This window comes from Dactylosporangium sp. NPDC000521 (genome assembly GCF_042898305.1).
Taxonomy (GTDB): domain Bacteria; phylum Actinomycetota; class Actinomycetes; order Mycobacteriales; family Micromonosporaceae; genus Dactylosporangium.
Map to the genome: position 1 here is coordinate 1,077,503 of NZ_JBIAYW010000001.1, position 16,568 is coordinate 1,094,070.

The following is a 16,568-nucleotide window of genomic DNA, read 5'->3' on the forward strand; positions in this document are numbered from 1 at the left end:
TCCGGGTGCGGGCCTCAGGCCGGGCTGTCGCGGACCGATGGTGCGGCCATGAACGTGACGTCCCCGCCCGCTGACGGTTCGGTGACGCCGCTGCGCCTGACCGCGCCCCTGGCGGTCACGGCCGGCCTCGTGGTGCTGGCCGCCCTCTGGTTCGCGGTCGGTCTGGTGTACCGAACGCCGGCGCTCGTCGGGTGGTCGGCCCTGCTGGTCAGCGTCCCGGTCGCCGCCGTCAGCTCGTGGCGGGCCGGCGGGCCGCAGCGGACGTTCTGGCGGTACGTGAGCGTCGGCCTCGTGCTCGTCGGCTGCGGCGCGGTGAGCAACGCCCACGACAACCTGGCCGGCGTTGACCGCAACCAGCACGTCAGCGGCGTCACCTCGGCGATCTACCTGAGCGGCCTGCTGGTCATGATGATCGGCCTGCTGCGCATCCCCGGCATCCGGCGCACCGGCGGGGCGTGGACGCGCTTCGGCCTGGACATCGCCACGGTGATCGTCACCACCATCACGTTCGCCTGGCATCTGGTGTACCCGCGGTGGGAGTCGTGGTTCGCGGGCAGCGCCGGCGACACCTGGTCGGCGCTCACCGTGGTCGGTGGCGGCTTCATCTGCGTCTTCGCGTTCATCAAGGTGGCGTTCACCGGCACCGGGCCGATCGACCGGCGGGCGCTGCACCTGCTCGCGCTCACCGGCGCGGTCGGTGCGGGCGGCGGGTCCCTCGCGCCGCTGCTGGCGTCCCGGCCGCACCTCAACACCTCCCACCTGATCCTGCCGTCGGTCTGCCTGGTGCTGTGCCTGGCCGCCGACCGGCAGGTGCGGGCGCTGGGTGTCGCGCCGCCCCCGGACCGTCCGCCGGGCCGGCGGCTGAGCGTCATGCCGTACGCGGCGGTCGTCGCCACCGGTGCGCTGCTGCTGCTGTCGACGATCCAGGCCACCGCCGACGTCGTCGTCGTGGCCCTCGGGGCGATCACCGTCACCGTCCTCGTCGCCGCCCGGCAGATCATCGCGCTGCGCGACAACGCCGCCCTGCTGCAACAGCTCGACGCGCGGCTGCAGGACAACGCCCGGCTCGTGAAGCAGCTCGACTCCCGGCTGCGCGATCTCCACTCGTACCAGCGCAAACTCGCCCACCAGGCGGGTCATGACGCGCTGACCGGCCTCACCAACCGCACCGTCTTCGCCGAGGCCACCACGGCGGCGCTCGGCGGCGGGTCGGTGGCGCTCAGCGTCGCCGTGATCGACCTGGACAACTTCAAGGGCATCAACGACCAGCTCGGCCACGCCGTCGGCGACGCGCTGCTGCAGGCGGTCGCCGCCGTGCTGACCGCGCACGTGCCCGCCGGCAGCACCGTCGCCCGGCTCGGCGGCGACGAGTACGCGCTGCTGCTGCACGGCACCGACCAGGCCGCGCACGAGTCGGCGCTGAACACGCTCACCGCGTCGCTGCGCTGCCCGCTGCAGGCGGCCGGGCACGACCTCGTCGTCGAGGCCAGCATCGGCCTCGCCGGCGCCCGGCCCGGCGACACCGCGGCGGAGCTGCTGCGCCGCGCCGACGTGGCGATGTACGAGGCGAAGAACCAGGGCAAGGGCCGCTTCCGTGTCTACACGTCCGCGATGGACCAGCGCGGCGCCGAGCAGGCCCGCGTCGCCGCCGACCTGCGGACCGCGCTGGACACCGGGCAGCTGCATCTGGTGTACCAGCCGATCGTCGACATCACCGACGGGTCCCTGTACGGCGTGGAGGCCCTCGTCCGCTGGAACCACCCCGAGCGCGGCCCGATCCCGCCGGTCGAGTTCATCCCGGCGGCGGAACGCACCGGCCTCATCGTGCCCCTCGGCGCGTGGATCCTCGCCGAGGCGTGCACGCAGGCGGCCCGCTGGCGGTTCGAGCTCGGCCCGGACGCCCCGGCCATCGTCAGCGTCAACGTGTCGGCCCGCCAGCTGCGCGAGGCCGGCTTCGCCGACGACGTCGCCGCCGTCCTGCGCAGCACCGGCCTGCCGGCCCACCACCTCACCATCGAGGTCACCGAGACGGCCGTCTTCGACGGCGGCACCGCCGTGGAGACCCTGCACGCGCTGAAGGATCTCGGCGTCGCGGTCGCCCTCGACGACTTCGGCACCGGCCACTCCTCGCTCGGCCTGCTGCGCACCTGCCCCGTCGACCTGCTGAAGGTCGACAAGTCGTTCGTCGACACCGTCACCCACGGCGGCGAGCACGCGGTCATCGCCGCCGCGCTCATCGACATCAGCAGTGGCCTGCACCTGCGCGCGGTCGCCGAGGGCGTCGAGACCGCCGAGCAGGCCGCGGAGCTGCGCCGCCTCGGCTACCGGTACGCCCAGGGCTACCACTACGCCCGTCCCCTGCCTGCTCCCCGCCGACCTCGAACGCCACGCCCTGCCCCACCCCGCGCCGGCCCCCGCCTGACCGTCAAGGAGGTCCGATGTTGCTGCGCGCCGCCCGGCCCGCCCGCACCGCGCGGGCCGTCCTCGTCGCTTATGAATGGCGGTGCGCCATCAGCAGCGTCGCCACCCGCGAAGTGTTGGAGGTGGCCCGCATCGCCCCGCACGCCGGTCCGCCGGACGCCGTGACCAACTGCCTGCTCCTGCGCGCGGACCTGCGCAACCTGTTCGACCGGCACCTGCTGTGGCTCGACGACGACTTCACCGTCCGGGTCGCCACGTCCATCACGGACGCCACGTACCGCCACTGGGACGGCCGGCTCCTGCACCTGCCGCTCGACCCCGCCGACTGGCCGGACCCGGAGTCGCTGCGCCGGCACCGCGCCGCCCGCTGCGGCTGACAGCCCGCGTCACAGCTCCCCGGTCGCGGCGTCGTCGTAGCCGCCGATCTCCTTGAGCCGCGTCAGGCCGACGGCCGCGGGCCGCGCTCGCCGCCTGCACCTGCCGCTGCGACGCCTCCGTGGTGCGCGGTAGGTTCTTCAGGGACGCGATGATGTTGGGCCGAGGAGGGGCACGTGGCTCAGGTGTTCACCCGGGGGCAGAAGAGCCCGCTGTCGGCGCTGACCAGCACGGACGAGCTGTATGTCGGGGTGTTCCTGGACGGGCCTGGGCTGACCTGGGACATCTCGTGCTTCGGGCTCGACGCGGCCAACAGGATGGCCGACGACGCGTACTTCATCTTCTTCAACCAGCCGAGCTCGCCGGAGGGGTCGATCCAGAAGGTCGGCGCGCAGGGCGGGGACACCGAGGGGTTCCGCGCGGTGCTGAGCAGGGTGCCGGAGAAGATCGCGAAGCTGTCGTTCTGCGCGTCGATCGACGGTGCGGGCACCGCCCGGCAGCTGCGGTCCGGGTACATCCGGATCGTGGCCGGCGGCCAGGAGGTCGTGCGGTACAGCTTCACCGGCGCGGACTTCGGCACCGAGCGGGCGATCATCATCGGTGACGTGTACCGCAAGGGGGTCTGGCGGGTCGGGGCCGTCGGGCAGGGGTTCGCCGGCGGGCTGGCCGACCTGATCCGCTCCTACGGCGGGACCGTGGACGACGAGCCGGCGCCCGCACCAGCGGCACCGCCGCCGTCCTTCGCACCGCCACCGCCAGCCGCACAAGCGCCCCCACCACCGCCCGCACAAGCGCCCCCACCGGCGCCCGCTCAAGCGCTGCCACCGCCGCCCGTACAGGCGCCGCGGGGTTTCGCGCCGCCGCCGCACATGCCCGGGCCGCCCGTACCGGCGCCGGCGCAGCAGCAACAACAGTGGGGGCCGCCACCCGTACAACACCCGCGGCAGCCGCACGGTGCACCGGTGCCGCCGCAGCCCGAGCGGGTCCGGCCCGGGGTCATGACGAGCCTGGACAAGTACCGGGAGGCGCCGACCACCGGCCGGTGGACGAAACAGGGCAGCAAGATGGTGAAGGTGGCCCTGGGGCCGGAGGTGCACGCGCGGCGCGGGTCGATGGTCGCCTATCAGGGCAGCGTCGAGTTCATCTACAAGGGCTCCGGCGGCCTGCGGGCCATGTTCGAGGGCGCCGTCACCGGCCAGGGCCTGAAGCTGATGACGTGCAAGGGCCAGGGCGAGGTGTTCCTCGCCGAGAACGCCACCGACCTGCACATCGTCGAGCTCGACGGCCAGTCGCTGTGCGTCAACGCCGACAACGTGCTCGCGTTCGACGCCACCCTGCAGACACAGATCGCGCGGATCGAGAGCCCCGGCATCCCGGGCGGCGGCATGTTCCACCTGGTGGTGTCCGGGCAGGGTGCGATCGTGGTCATGACCCGGGGCACGCCGGTGACGCTGCAGTGCCAGGGCCCGACGTTCGCCGACATGAAGGCCGTCGTCGCCTGGACGTCAGGCATGCGGGTCTCGGTGTCGACACAGGTCAGGCTGTCACGGCAGCTGTACGCCGGCGACAGCGGCGAAGGCCTCGCGCTGCAGTTCATGGGGTTGCAGGGCCACTTCGTGGTGGTCCAGCCCTACGAGGTGTGACCGGCGATCACTTGATCAGCGCGGTGCAGCGGGCGATCAGCTCGTCGCTGTGGAACGGTTTCATCATGTAGTCGTCGGCGCCGGCGTCGAGGCCGGCCTGCAGGTCGGCGGGCATGGCGTAGGCCGACAGCATGAGGATCGGGACGTCGGCGGTCGCCGGGTCGGCGCGCAGCGCGCGGCAGACGTCCAGGCCGTTCAGCCCGGGCATGACGAGGTCCAGCACCCGTTCGCCGTGCAACGCCCGCACCAGCGGCAGCTCACCGGGGCCGATCGGGCGGCCGTCCGGGTGGTGCAGGTGCAGCACCGGCCCCCACTCGGTGGGCGGCACGGTGATCTGGGGGCCGAGCAGGTCGCGGGCGGCGTCGTTGGCCAGCACCACCCGGCCGTCGTGGCCACAGCCGACCACGGCCGCGTCGAGGCTGTCGAGCAGGGCCTGCAGCACCTGATGCTCCTGGTGCAGCCGCTGGTGGGCGAAGACCTCCGCCTCGGCCCGGGCGTTGCTGGTGCGCACCTGCTCGGCCAGTTGCGCGAACCGCAGCCCGTCGGGCCGGGACTCCACATAGGCGGTGACGTCGTCGACGCGGTGCACGATCCAGCGCAGCTGGCCGTCCTCGTCGCAGACGGGCTCGTTGACCGGCGCCCAGAACCGCCTGTCGAAGCCACCGCCGACGCGCGGGATGTCGTATTGATGGATCGCCATCACATCGGTCGTGTGCTCCCGCAGCACGCGCCGCAGCGAGGCGTCGAGCGCCGCGATCCCGGACGACTCCGGGTCGTCGGGGTTGACGGGGAACGCCTCGAACACGCCCCGCCCGATCAGGCCGTCCCGGGTGCACATGGTGGCGGCCAGGTACGCGTCGCTGGCCTCGACGATCGTCAGGTGCGGGTCCAGCACCAGCAGCGCCGCGGGCGCATGCCGGAACAGCAACCGGTAGCCGACCGTCGCAGTCGTCTCCACCCGCATCGCCCCCGTCACGCTCCGTATCCGGACATGCTACGCTTTTCGCCCACCCAGGGTGCGGAGACGCCGCGCGGCGCGGCCCGTGGGACGATCGGCGCCGTGGCCTTCACGCACCCGCCGCGGGCCGGCCTCACGGCCACCGCGAGCGTCCCGCTGCCGCGGATCCTGCTCTGTGCGGCGCTGCTGCTGAGCGGCTGCACCGCCGCGGACGAGCGCGCCGAGTACACCATGAACACCGACGCCATGCAGCCGAAGCTCAGCGCGGGCCAGTCGTTCAAGGCAAGGCGCGTGCGCCCGGGCTCGTACCAGCCGCACGCCGGCGATGTCGTCGTCTTCACCCCGCCCCCGTCGTGGGACCGGCGCGGCGTGTCGGTGGCTCGGGTCGTGGCGGTCGGCGAGGCCGAGATCGCCTGCTGCGACGACCAGGGACGGGTGACGGTCGACGGGATCACCCTCGACGAGCCGTACCTCGGCGAGAACTCCAGCATCGACAATCCGCCGGACGACCGGTGCGTGTCGCGGCGGTTCGGGCCCATGCCCGTCGGGACCGGCCAGGTGTTCCTGATGGGCGACAGCCGCGGCATCTCGATGGACTCGCGCTGTCTCGGCACGGTGCACAGCGACCGGATCGTCGCGGTGGCCGAGTAGGCCCCGCCCGACGGCATCTGCGATCATCGCTGGATGCGCCGCCCCCACACACACTGACCTCATCCGAGCGGCAGGTCCGGGCAGGTTTCTCGCCGGCGACCCGGTCGACCTCGCAGCGGCGGTGGCGTCGGTACGAGCGGCAGCGCTCGCCGACCTGTTGAGCCGGCCGGTGGACCGTGCGGCGCACGCGGCGGCACTTCCCCGGCTGCTCGGCGACGACAGCCCGCTGGCGGCGCAGGCGCGCGACCGCCTCGCGCAGGTCGCACGGCACAACGCCACGCTGTCGCACCGCATCAAGCGGCGGCTCCGCAGCCTGGCCGAGTGACCGGACGTCATCGGTTGACGAGGGCGCCGGCGAGGCGTTGCTGCTCCTCGGCGACGATCATCCGGGCGAGCTGGACCTCGGAGATGTCCACGGCGCCGGGAGAGGCCTGCGCGATGGTGCTGTGCCGCACGTACGCGTCGAAGAGCTGGGCCTTCGAGCCGAGGATCTCGATCATCCGCTCGTCGACGGAGTCCGCGATGAGCAGGCGGTGGACCTGAACGGTGCGGACCTGGCCCATGCGGTGGGCGCGGGCGATCGCCTGGGCCTCGATCGAGGGCTTCACCTGCGGCTCGCACAGGATGACGACGGAGGCGGCCTGGATGTTCACGCCGACGCCGGCCGCCTCGATCTGGCAGACCAGCACGGCGGGCTTGCGGGAGGCGGTGAAGTCGTCCACGATGCGCTGCCGGTCGGCCACCGGCGTCGACCCCGTGATCGGCCCGCGGGCGTCGGCGCCGAGCGCCGCATGGACGACGGCCAGGACATCACGGAAGTAGGAGAAGACCACCACGTGGCGCTTGGCCGCGAGGGCCTCCTGGGTGAGCTCCAGCAGGCGGGTCAGCTTCGCCGAGTCGCGCGGCCGCTGGACCGCGAACGCCGCCCGGCGCATCGCCATGAAGTTGCCCTCCTGGACCGCGGCGCGGTAGGCGGCGGCGTCCTCGGCGCCGAACTCCTCCCACTCGTCGACCTGCACGAGCTCCGGCAGCTCGGTGAGCACGTCGGGCTGGTTGCGCCGCAGGTACACCGGGGCCGCCGCCCGGCGGAACGCCTCGACGCTGATCGCCGCGTGCTCCGGCCCCATGTCCGCGGCGATCTCCGGCCGCAGGTGCTCGATCAGCGCACGGAACTCGTCGATGCGGTTCTCCATGGGGGTACCGGTGAGGAACAGCACCCGGTCGGACTCCGCCGCGACCCGGTTCACCGCCTGCGAGCGCTTCGCGTCGGGGTTCTTCACGTAGTGCGCCTCGTCGACGACCAGCAGCGCCGGGCGGGGCGGCGGCAGCGGGACCGCGCCCAGCGACCCGAACGTGACGACCCCGACGCCGCCCTGGGCCCGCCACCGGGCCGCCGCCCGCGCCCGTCCGTTGCCGTGCAGCGTGACGACGGGGACGGTCGAGTGGCGGGCGATCTCGCGGGACCAGTTGATCAGTACACTCGCCGGGCAGACGACCAGGAAGTGGGTCGCGCCCCGGGCGGCCAGGTGCGCCATCGCGGCGATCGCCTGCACCGTCTTGCCCAGCCCCATCTCGTCGCCGAGCACGACCCGCCGCTGCACCAGCGCGAACCGCGCGCCGAACGACTGGTAGCCGCGCAACCGCAGGCCGTCGCTCAGCCGCGACGTGTCCAGCTGCTGGGCGCCGACGCGTTCGACGATGTCGGCGGGCAGGAACCCTTCGCTGGCCGCGACGTCGCCGCCGAGCCCGACGACCTGGCTGAGCAGGCCGTAGTAGTCGGCTGAGTGCCGCTCGAAGTCCCGCCACACCCACCGGTCGCCGGGCGTGCGGACCTTGCGCAGCCCCCGGGCGGCCTCCGGCAGGCCGGCGCGCTCGGCTTCCTGCAGCGTCGCCTGTACCGCCAGCGCCGCCTCGGCCGCCGCGGCCCTGTTCGCGGCCCGCATGAACATCCTGCGCCACGCGCCTGCCGCGGCCGGGCCGGCCATCGGCCGCTGCGCGTCAAGCTCTTCCTTGCACCGCTGCGCGTCGGCCTCCCGCGCACCGGCCGCCTGCGACACCTCCCGCCACTGCGCGAGGGCCCGCACCAGCCGCGTCATGTCCGCGTTCTTCGGGTCGAACTCGATCCTGAACTGCAGCGAGTCCCGCGCGGCCCGCTTGAGCTGCTCGGCGGCGTGCATGGTCTTGCGCGCCGTCTCCGCCCCGATCCCCGGCACCTTCGTGAGCCGATCGGGCCCGGCCTTCAGCACGTCCGCCACCGAACAGATCCCGTGCGCCGGCAGCTCGTCCAGCCGCGCCCGGCCGTCCACAGTGTCCTTCACCGTCTCGATCGACATCGTGCCGATCGCGGCCCACACCTGCGGCTCCCGCGCCACCTCGTACGCCGCGACGACCTCGTCCCGCGCCGCCGCCACGGTCCCGGCGATCGTCCCGGCGTCGCCGTGCACCTCGTCGGCCCGCGCCAGCAGGGCACGCGCCTCCCGCGGCCTCATGCTCGCAGCGCCGGCATACATGCTCTTGAAGGTACCGATACAGCGGCGGTGCCGCTCGGCGCGGGCCGGTCACTCGGGGAACGGCGGGGTGCGGCTCACGCCGTACACCTTCCAGAAGAAGTCGTTCATGGCCGCCGCGACCGGAGCGTGCCGGGTGACGATCTCCGCGAACGGTGCGGGAAGCCCGTCGGGTGCCGCTCCCGCCGCGCAGCGACGCAGGTAGGCGTGGCGCTCGGTGGTCCCGGTGATCCCGGCGACGTTGGCGACGATCCAGTTGAGCAGCTCCCGCACGGCATATCTCGCGTCGTGGTCGCGGTGCCGCTCGAGGAACGCCCGCTCCTGCGCGGAGAGCTCGAACCGGGGCGACGTGGCCAGCCCGAGGTCCGTCAGGTAGAGCGTGTCGCCGTCGGTCAGGATGTTGCCGAAGTGCGCGTCGAAGTGCAGCAGCCCGTTGGCATTCATGAAGGCGACGTCGGCGGTCAGGCGGTGCTCAACCGTGCCGACGGCGTCCGGATGCTCGCGCAGCCACGCGTCCAGGCGCTGCGGGACGTACTCGAGGAACAGCACCACGCTCGCCGACGCCGCCGCAAGGGCCTCGAGGCGCCGCCGCACCGCCGCCGATCCGTCCCAGTACGCGACGGCCCGGTCGATGTCCTCGTGCTCCTCGGCGGGCGGCGGCGCGCCCGGCAGCACGCGCCAGTGGTACAGCAGCGGAAACGCCTCGGTCCTACCGGCCAGCACCCAGCTCGTCGTCATGGTGTTCGCCGCGAGCTCCCGCCACGCGCCGAAGCCCCCGCCACCGTGCGCGACGACGCTGTAGTGGCAGGACGTCGGGAGCTCGAACAGATTCGCCGTCGAGCGCACGTGCCGCGGAAGGCGCTCCAGGTCGGTCAGCGCGAGCCGCTTCACGAAGACCGGCGTGCCGGCGACGCCCAGCAGGGCCGAGGCGCCGCCGACACCGACGCCGAGCGCCTGGGCGTTGTCGACGAGCCGGGCCAGCCTGGCGTCGCTGAGCAGGGCCAACTCCGTGGAGACGGCGCAGTGTCTGCTCAGCCGGGACATGGCGGGAGCCTAGTCCTCACTCCGATCCCGCCGGTGGCACCGGCGCCGCCGCCATCGGGCTCCCGCGGGTGTCCCTCATCCCGGCCGCCCTCGCCCTGCTGGCCGTCGCCGGCCTGGCCGTCATGGCCCGCTCCGTCGATCGCCTCCGGTAGAGCGCTCGGCAGGTCTGTCTTGTGTCTTCGTTAAGTGTGGCTTAGATCGAGAGCTGACAGTGCCGCGCCGCGTTACGTTTGGCCCGGCCTGCCGGACGTCGCCCGCCCCGCCGGGGTGGCCGGGCAGCCACCGCCGAGTTGTCGGTCGCGCGTGTTCGATGCGGGCGGCCGGTGAGCCGGGGAACCAACCGGGGCCTCCCCATGGGGTGAATCCGCGCCCGCCACACCGGGGCGCGGTAGGGCGCGCCTTCTTCTCGCCCGAATCCGTCAGCTAACCCGGTAGGCGGTCACCGAAGAAGGACTGTGCCGTGTTCAACGGACGCACGACGCTCCGCGCCTCGGTCGTCGCACTGGCAGTGGCGGCGATGATCGCCCCGGCCTGCGCCGCGCAGGCGGACCCGACGCCGCAGGAGCTGCAGGCTCAGATCGACAAGGGCAACCAGGAGGTCGAGCACGTCGTCGAGCTGTACAACAAGGTCAACGGCGACCTGGAAGCCACCCAGGCGGCGATCACGAAGCTGCGGGCCGACATGGCGCCGCTGCAGGACACCCTGACGGCGGCGCAGGACAATGCCGCCGCGCTCGCGGTCAACGCGTACAAGTCCGGGGGCAACCTCGGCACCTTGTCGCTGATGCTGGGCGCGACATCGACCGACACGCTCAGTGCCCGCGTCGGCACGCTCCAGCAGATCTCGCACAGCCAGCAGCGGGACCTGGCGGCGTACGCGGCGGCGAAGGGCGCGTTCGACACCGAGCAGCGGCGCCTCGACGAGACCCTTGCCGCGCAGAGCCAGCAGAAGACCGAGTTGGAGACCCGGCGCAAGAAGATCGAGGGCGACATCGCCCGCCTCGACGCGCTGCAGGCCAAGGCCGAGGCGGCCGCCGCGGCGGCGAAGGTCAAGACCACCACCCCACCGCCGGCGACGAACCCGGCCAAGCCGCCGGCCGTGTCCGGCAACGCGGGCAAGGCGGTCAACTACGCCTGGGCGCAGCTCGGCAAGAAGTACGTGTGGGGCGCGGCCGGCCCGAACACGTTCGACTGCTCGGGGCTGACCATGATGGCGTGGAAGGCGGCCGGCGTGACACTGCCGCACAACGCCGCGCAGCAGTGGTCGAAGGTCCGCCACATCTCCCGGAGCCAGCTCGCCCCCGGCGACCTGGTGTTCTACAACGGCCTCGGGCACGTGGGCATCTACATCGGCAACAACCAGATCATCCACGCCCCGAACAGCCGCACGGTCGTCAAGGTCGCTCCCGTCGACATCGACACGCTGTACGGCTACGGCAGAGTCGCGTAACCACGGACGGTAGTCTGCCGGGCATGCGCACGTTGCATCTCGGGCTGCGGGTCACGGATCTGGAGCGCTCGCTCGCGTTCTACACCGCGGTCGGCTATTCCAAGGTCGGCCACGTCCCGGAGACCGGGTTCGGCAGCCTGACGATGCTGCGGCTGCCCGGTGACCCGTTCGTCAGCCTCGAGCTGGTGCACGACCCCGCCCGGCCGGTCGTCGACACCGGCGCCGTCAACCACCTCGTCGTCCAGGTCGACGACCTCAGCACCACGGTCGCCGACCTGGCCGGCAGGGGCCTCACGGCCGAGCCGCCGACCGACCACGGCGAGGGCATGGCCACGTCCTGGCTCACCGACCCCGACGGGTACCGCATCGAGCTCGTACAGTGGCCGCCGGGCCATCCGGAGGGCATGACCGAAGCCGACTTCGCCTGACCGCCGGCCATTCGTGCGGCCGGCCGCACGAAGCGGTGGGCGCACGAAGCGGTGGGGGCGGTGCGCGGAAACGGTTCGACAGGTGCGGTGACCGGCTGCCACGATCGGACGGTGATCACCGACGTCGACGCCGCGACCCGTTCGTTGCACGGGACGGCGTTGGGCGACGCGTTCGGCGAGACCTGGTTCTTCCGGCCCGCCGACCGGATGCAGTGGCAGATCGAGGAGCGGCTGGTGCCGAAGGGGCCGTGGCCGTGGACCGACGACACCGCGATGGCCGTCTCGCTGTACGGGACGCTCCGCGACCACGGCCAGGTGGTGCAGGACGACCTGACCCGCCGGTTCGCCGATGCGTACGCCGCCGACCCGTACCGCAACTACGGCCCGTCCATGCACGGCGTGCTGCAGGCCGTCGGCGACGGTGCGGCCTGGCGGTCGGTGACGGCCGCGCAGTTCGGCGGTCAGGGCTCGTGGGGCAACGGCGCCGCGATGCGCGTCGCCCCGCTGGGCGCCTGGTTCGCCGACGACCTCGACCTGGTCGTCGAGCAGGCGGCGCTGTCCGCGGCGGTCACCCATGCGCACCCCGAAGCGACCGCCGGTGCCGTCGCTGTCGCCGTCGCGGCCGCGCTGGCGGTCCGGCGGGTGCCGGCCGAGGAGCTGCTGCCGCAGGTGGCCGCGCGCACACCCGACGGCGAGGTCGCCGCCCGGCTCCGCCTGCTCTGCCGCCGACCGTTCGACCGGGAGCCGCGGTGGATCGCCGGTGAGGTCGGCTGCGGAACGCTGATCTCCGCCCCGGACACCGTGCCCTACGCGATCTGGTGCGCCGCCCGGCACCTGGACGACCTCGCCGAGGCGCTATGGGCGACCGTCAGCGCCGGCGGCGACATGGACACCACCTGCGCCATCGCCGGTGGCATCGTCGCCGCCCGCACCGGCCTGGACGGGGTGCCCGCGACATGGACCGACGCTTGCGAGCCGCTCCCAACCTGGTAGCGGCCGAGACACGACCGAGGAGTTGACCGTGACCAGCACACCCGACCAGCTGTCGGTACAGCAGCGGCAAGACCTCATCGACGACTTCGTCGCCACCGTGTTCGACGGCGTGACCGACCCCGACGGCGCCATCGTGGCCGGCTGGATGCGGGAGCTGCCCACCGGCCTCGCGGACGACCCGACCGGCGCGCGGGCCGCCGCGTGGCTGGAGCTCGCCGAGCTCGTCGCCGACACCGCGTTCCGGCGCAAGCTGCGCACCATGGTGCTGAGCGACCCGCGGCTGGAGTTCGGGATGAACATCCGCCCGCTCGTCCTCGCCCACGCCGGCGACGCCGTCGAGCGCGGTGTCGCCGCCGGCTCGCCCGAGGCGCGCGCGATCGTGCGCCGGATCGTCCCAGCCGACCTGCCCGCCGAGGAGACGGCCGCGTTCGTCCGATGGCTGGAGCTGGTCGCCGACGCCCGAGTCGAGCGCTACTGGCAGCTGCTCGCCACCCTGAACGGCACCGAGGCGGGGCCGCCGGCCGTGCCGGCGTTCACCTGGCTGCTCGCCGCGCTGCGGGCCGTCAGCTCATGAAACAGGCGCCAACAGGTCGAGCGTCCGGCGGATGAGCAGGGCGGTCGCCTCCGGGTCGTAGGTCGGCAGGGAGCTGTCGGCGAAGTAGTGCTGGTCGCCCGGGTACAGGAACAGCTCGCCGTCCTTCGCCTGGGCGACCAGGTCACGGGCGGCGTCGATGTCACCCTCGCCGACGAAGATCGGGTCGGCGTCCATCCCGTGCACCTGGACCGGCACGTCGGCGGGCCAGGCGGGGCCGAACTCGGTGACCGGCACGCACGAGTAGCACAGCAGCGCGCCCCGGGCGCCCGGGCGGGTCTGCGCCAGCAGCTGGGCGGGCAGCACGCCGAGCGAGAAGCCGGCGTAGACGAGCTCGCCGGGCAGCTCCGCCACCGCCCGCGCGCCGCGGCTCAGGATCTCGCCGGGGAAGCCGAGCTCGGTGGCGTACGCCAGGCCGGCCTCGATGCTGTCGAACGTGCGCCCGTCGAACAGGTCGGGGGTGTGGACCGTGTGCCCCGGCCCGGCGCAGCGCGTCGGCGAACGCGACGACGCCCGTCGTCAGCCCCTGGGCGTGGTGGAACAGGACAACCTCAGCCATGTTGCCACCCTATGCGTGCCAGGCGGCCCGCGAGCGGACAGGCAAGGAATGCGTCGACGTCGAATGGTGTACTGGTCGTACCGATGTCATGATCGATCGGGCGTGAGGTGAGGAGCGGGGCATGCGGTGGTTCCGGCGCAAGGCGGCCGGCAGGGCTGTCCTGGTCGACCCGGCACGGCAGGAGGCGCTGCTGGCCGACGTCCGGCAGCGGTACGGGGCGCACGTGGCCGGCGGCTGGCAGCAGCAGGCAGCTTCGCTGGCGCAGGCGCTCACCGGCGACGACGGGCTGTCCGTCGCGACCCGGATCGTGCACGACACCGCCGACCACGCTTACGCCGACGTTCAGGCGCAGGTGCGCGGGCACCGCGTGGACCGGCGCGACTATCGGGCGCTGTACCGGCAGATGGGGCCGCACCTGCGGTACCGCCTGACGGAGCTGCCGTTGCACCCGTACGTCCACCTGTCGGCGGCGCTGACGGCCGTCGAGGCGGACGTCAAGCGGGCCATGGTGCTGACCGACCCCAACCTGCTGCTGGCGCACACGCTGGAGCTGCTGGACCTCACCGTGTCCGGCTGGGAGTTCGGCCGGGTGCCGGTCACCGCCGACGCCGCCCGCCTCGTGTCGCGCCTCATCGCCGCCGCGACGCGGATGCGCCTGACCGAGGACGACCCGCCGGCGCTGCCGCCGGGCATCCGCGAGGTGATGCGCAGCAACCGGACGACGGATGTGCACGACCACTCCGGCACGCTGGTCGGCACCATCAACGTGGGCGCGGAGACCCGCCGGTCGTTCCTGATCTGACGTCACGCACCTGCGATGCGGCCTGAGCCCCGTGGCCCCGCGGGCCGCGGGTCGTGCTGCTCGTCGGTGACCTTCTCCAGCCGGTCGACGGCCCGGCCGTCCCGGACGCCGGTGCGGCCCAGCGGTCGATGCTGCACGGTGGACTCCTTCCCCGCGGCTCAGGCATGACGTTCTCCGAAGATCCGGCTACCCCGGCGGGTTCGATCCAACCGGCCGCGACCGTGCGGACCTGCCTCATGATCGCCGCCCCCACGGGACTCCCGCGGTCGGTATCGTGGGCGCCTTGAGCCTCCTCGACGCCATTCCGGACGGTCCCGGCGCGCCGGCACCCCGACCCGGACATCCGCGAGGCCGCCCACGACGCCCGGCCGGCAGGCCGTGACCGACCACGCCGGCGCGCCGTCGTTCTCGCTGGCCGTGCCGCCGCTGTTCGCCGCGCTCGCGCCGGCGCGCAACGTGCTCATCGCCGGGGCGGGTGGCGGGTTCGACGTGTACGCCGGGCTGCCCCTCGCGCTGGCCCTCTGGCAGGGCGGGACGCGGGTGCACCTGGCCAGCCTGTCGTTCTCGCAGCTGGAGCTCATCGACCGGGCCGCGTGGGCGACGGAACAGGTCGCGGCGGTGCGACCGGACACCGACAGCCCCGACTGGTACTTCCCCGAACGCACCCTCGCCCGCTGGCTGGCGGCGCACGACCTGCCCTCGACCGTGTACGCGTTCCCGCCGCTCGGCGTGCAGACCCTGCGGGACGGCTACCGGTACCTCATCCAGCACCTCGACATCGACGCGGTGGTGCTGGTCGACGGCGGCACCGACATCCTGCTGCGCGGCGACGAGAGCGACCTCGGCACCCCGGTCGAGGACATCACCAGCGTCGCCGCCGTCACCGCTCTCGACGTGCCGGTCAAGCTGGTGACGAGCCTCGGCTTCGGCATCGACGCGCACGACGGCGTCAACCACGTGCAGGTGCTGGAGAACCTGGCCGCGCTCGACCGCGACGGCGGCTACCTCGGCGCACTGTCCATCCCGAGCGCCGGCCGGGAGGCGGTCCTGTACCGCGACGCCGTCGCCGACGCCCAGGCCGCCACCCCCGACCGGCCCAGCATCGTGCAGGGCCAGATCGCCGCCGCCACCGCCGGCGCCTTCGGCGACGTCCGCTTCACCCACCGCACCTCCGGCAGCGCCCTGTTCGTCAACCCGCTGATGGCCGTCTACTTCACCGTCGACCTCGACAAGCTCGCCGCGCGCTGCCTGTACCTCGACCGCATCGAGCACACGATCGGCCGCCGCCAGGTGATCACCCGCATCCAGGCCTTCCGCGACGACCTCGCCACCGCCCGCATCCCCCGCGCCTTCCCCCATTGACCTGCGGGGATGCACTGGGAAATGCGCATGGGGAAGGATGTGCGGATGCCTTCACCTCGGCGGTGGCGATCACGGCCCGCCTATCCGCTCGTCGCGATCGCCGTGCTGGCGACGGGATTCGTGGCGTACGCACACTGGAATCCGCGCAACCACCTCTCGCTGCGGCCGGTCGCGGAGGTCGCGCCCACGATCGCGGTGGCGCTCGCCGTGCCGATGATGCTGGTCCTCGCCGTCGCGCTGACGGTGGCGCCGGGGCCGCTCAGGACGCTGGCGGTGTCGGCCCTGTTCGTGCTGCCCGTGCCGCTGGCGTGTGCCGGGCTCGTCATGGCCGAGGTGCTCGACGACAGCTGCAAGCCGGGGCCGGCCGCCGGGGCCGCCCGCTCGCCCGACGGCCGCTGGGACGTCGTCCGGGTCCAGTACCACTGCGCGAGCGACTCCGACGGCTACTTCGACAAGTTCCTGCTCCGGTCCCGCGCCGGGTGGCTCAGCCGCGAGTCGCCGCTCCCCGTCGCGGTCGTCTGGCACAGCTTCCACAACGGCACGTTGGCCGACGTCGTCCGGGTCGAGTTCGCCGCCGGCAACACCATCGTCCTGCACACCTGGGCCGGCACCGTCCACTCCACGACGTTCGACCCGGGCAGCCTCGCGGTCCGCGACCAGTTCGGGCACTGCGAGCACGACCCCACGCTGCTCTGCGCGGTGTAGGACGCCCGCCTGGACGGGGCATCGCGGTGGGGCGGGATGTGCGAGACTGTCGCGGCTCTCGATGATGTCGCTCGCACG

The 16,568-nt window shown here is 73.1% G+C and carries 17 protein-coding genes and 1 riboswitch; of the genes, 12 read left to right on the forward strand and 5 right to left on the reverse strand.

All coding sequences use genetic code 11. The annotated features are described in order from the left end of the window. The first annotated feature begins 48 nt into the window (after window positions 1-48). From ACFY3L_RS05150 to ACFY3L_RS05160, 3 genes are all read left to right on the forward strand, one after another. A complete protein-coding gene (locus tag ACFY3L_RS05150) occupies window positions 49-2,586 on the forward strand; it encodes a putative bifunctional diguanylate cyclase/phosphodiesterase (RefSeq protein WP_389318861.1) in 2,538 nt (845 codons plus the stop codon). Beyond that, complete coding sequence (locus ACFY3L_RS05155) at window positions 2,544-2,798, forward strand: hypothetical protein (protein ID WP_389318863.1); 255 nt, start codon at window positions 2,544-2,546, stop codon at window positions 2,796-2,798. The genes ACFY3L_RS05150 and ACFY3L_RS05155 overlap by 43 nt, the downstream gene beginning before the upstream one ends. Window positions 2,799-2,972: 174 nt before the next feature. Next, on the forward strand, window positions 2,973-4,439 hold the full coding sequence (locus ACFY3L_RS05160) for a TerD family protein (protein WP_389318865.1): 1,467 nt from the start codon (window positions 2,973-2,975) through the stop codon (window positions 4,437-4,439). Between the two features lie 7 nt (window positions 4,440-4,446). Here ACFY3L_RS05160 and ACFY3L_RS05165 read toward each other — a convergent pair whose 3' ends face one another. Next, complete coding sequence (locus tag ACFY3L_RS05165; protein WP_389318867.1) at window positions 4,447-5,397, reverse strand: response regulator; 951 nt, start codon at window positions 5,395-5,397, stop codon at window positions 4,447-4,449. 102 nt (window positions 5,398-5,499) lie between these two features. Between ACFY3L_RS05165 and lepB the strand changes: the two genes are divergently transcribed. Beyond that, window positions 5,500-6,048: a signal peptidase I gene (gene lepB, locus ACFY3L_RS05170; RefSeq protein ID WP_389318869.1), complete on the forward strand. Its 549-nt coding sequence runs from the start codon at window positions 5,500-5,502 to the stop codon at window positions 6,046-6,048. Window positions 6,049-6,169: 121 nt separating this feature from the next. Further along, window positions 6,170-6,373 carry a hypothetical protein gene (locus ACFY3L_RS05175; protein ID WP_389318871.1) on the forward strand — a complete coding sequence of 68 codons (204 nt, stop codon included), beginning with the start codon at window positions 6,170-6,172 and terminating at the stop codon, window positions 6,371-6,373. 7 nt (window positions 6,374-6,380) lie between these two features. On the opposite strand, the gene ACFY3L_RS05180 is transcribed toward ACFY3L_RS05175, so the two are convergent. Beyond that, a complete protein-coding gene (locus ACFY3L_RS05180; protein ID WP_389318872.1) occupies window positions 6,381-8,537 on the reverse strand; it encodes a DEAD/DEAH box helicase in 2,157 nt (718 codons plus the stop codon). Between the two features lie 69 nt (window positions 8,538-8,606). Next, a complete protein-coding gene (locus ACFY3L_RS05185; RefSeq protein WP_389318874.1) occupies window positions 8,607-9,599 on the reverse strand; it encodes a serine/threonine protein phosphatase in 993 nt (330 codons plus the stop codon). A gap of 273 nt (window positions 9,600-9,872) precedes the next feature. Continuing rightward, a riboswitch (cyclic di-AMP (ydaO/yuaA leader) is annotated at window positions 9,873-10,052 on the forward strand. Between the two features lie 7 nt (window positions 10,053-10,059). Between ACFY3L_RS05185 and ACFY3L_RS05190 the strand changes: the two genes are divergently transcribed. The 4 genes from ACFY3L_RS05190 (at window position 10,060) to ACFY3L_RS05205 (ending at window position 13,044) form a co-directional block, all read left to right on the forward strand. After that, a complete protein-coding gene (locus ACFY3L_RS05190) occupies window positions 10,060-11,049 on the forward strand; it encodes an NlpC/P60 family protein (RefSeq protein ID WP_389318876.1) in 990 nt (329 codons plus the stop codon). A gap of 23 nt (window positions 11,050-11,072) precedes the next feature. After that, entirely contained in the window at window positions 11,073-11,477 is a 405-nt protein-coding gene (locus ACFY3L_RS05195; protein ID WP_389318878.1) for a VOC family protein, read from the forward strand. A gap of 111 nt (window positions 11,478-11,588) precedes the next feature. Next, entirely contained in the window at window positions 11,589-12,470 is an 882-nt protein-coding gene (locus ACFY3L_RS05200) for an ADP-ribosylglycohydrolase family protein (protein ID WP_389318880.1), read from the forward strand. A gap of 28 nt (window positions 12,471-12,498) precedes the next feature. Continuing rightward, window positions 12,499-13,044, forward strand: coding sequence for a hypothetical protein (locus ACFY3L_RS05205; RefSeq protein ID WP_389318882.1), 546 nt, complete (start codon window positions 12,499-12,501; stop codon window positions 13,042-13,044). Here the strand turns inward: ACFY3L_RS05205 and ACFY3L_RS05210 are convergent. Continuing rightward, window positions 13,039-13,515, reverse strand: coding sequence for a dienelactone hydrolase family protein (locus tag ACFY3L_RS05210; RefSeq protein WP_389319164.1), 477 nt, complete (start codon window positions 13,513-13,515; stop codon window positions 13,039-13,041). The two genes, ACFY3L_RS05205 and ACFY3L_RS05210, sit on opposite strands and share 6 nt — an antisense overlap. Before the next feature lie 227 nt (window positions 13,516-13,742). Between ACFY3L_RS05210 and ACFY3L_RS05215 the strand changes: the two genes are divergently transcribed. Continuing rightward, entirely contained in the window at window positions 13,743-14,423 is a 681-nt protein-coding gene (locus tag ACFY3L_RS05215) for a hypothetical protein (protein WP_389318884.1), read from the forward strand. A 2-nt stretch (window positions 14,424-14,425) separates the two neighbouring features. Here ACFY3L_RS05215 and ACFY3L_RS05220 read toward each other — a convergent pair whose 3' ends face one another. Then, a complete protein-coding gene (locus tag ACFY3L_RS05220) occupies window positions 14,426-14,560 on the reverse strand; it encodes a hypothetical protein (protein WP_389318885.1) in 135 nt (44 codons plus the stop codon). Window positions 14,561-14,801: 241 nt separating this feature from the next. Between ACFY3L_RS05220 and ACFY3L_RS05225 the strand changes: the two genes are divergently transcribed. Together ACFY3L_RS05225 and ACFY3L_RS05230 are read left to right on the forward strand one after the other, a co-directional pair. After that, on the forward strand, window positions 14,802-15,785 hold the full coding sequence (locus tag ACFY3L_RS05225) for a DUF1152 domain-containing protein (protein WP_389318887.1): 984 nt from the start codon (window positions 14,802-14,804) through the stop codon (window positions 15,783-15,785). Between the two features lie 45 nt (window positions 15,786-15,830). After that, window positions 15,831-16,490: a hypothetical protein gene (locus ACFY3L_RS05230; RefSeq protein ID WP_389318889.1), complete on the forward strand. Its 660-nt coding sequence runs from the start codon at window positions 15,831-15,833 to the stop codon at window positions 16,488-16,490. The last annotated feature ends 78 nt before the right edge of the window (window positions 16,491-16,568 follow it).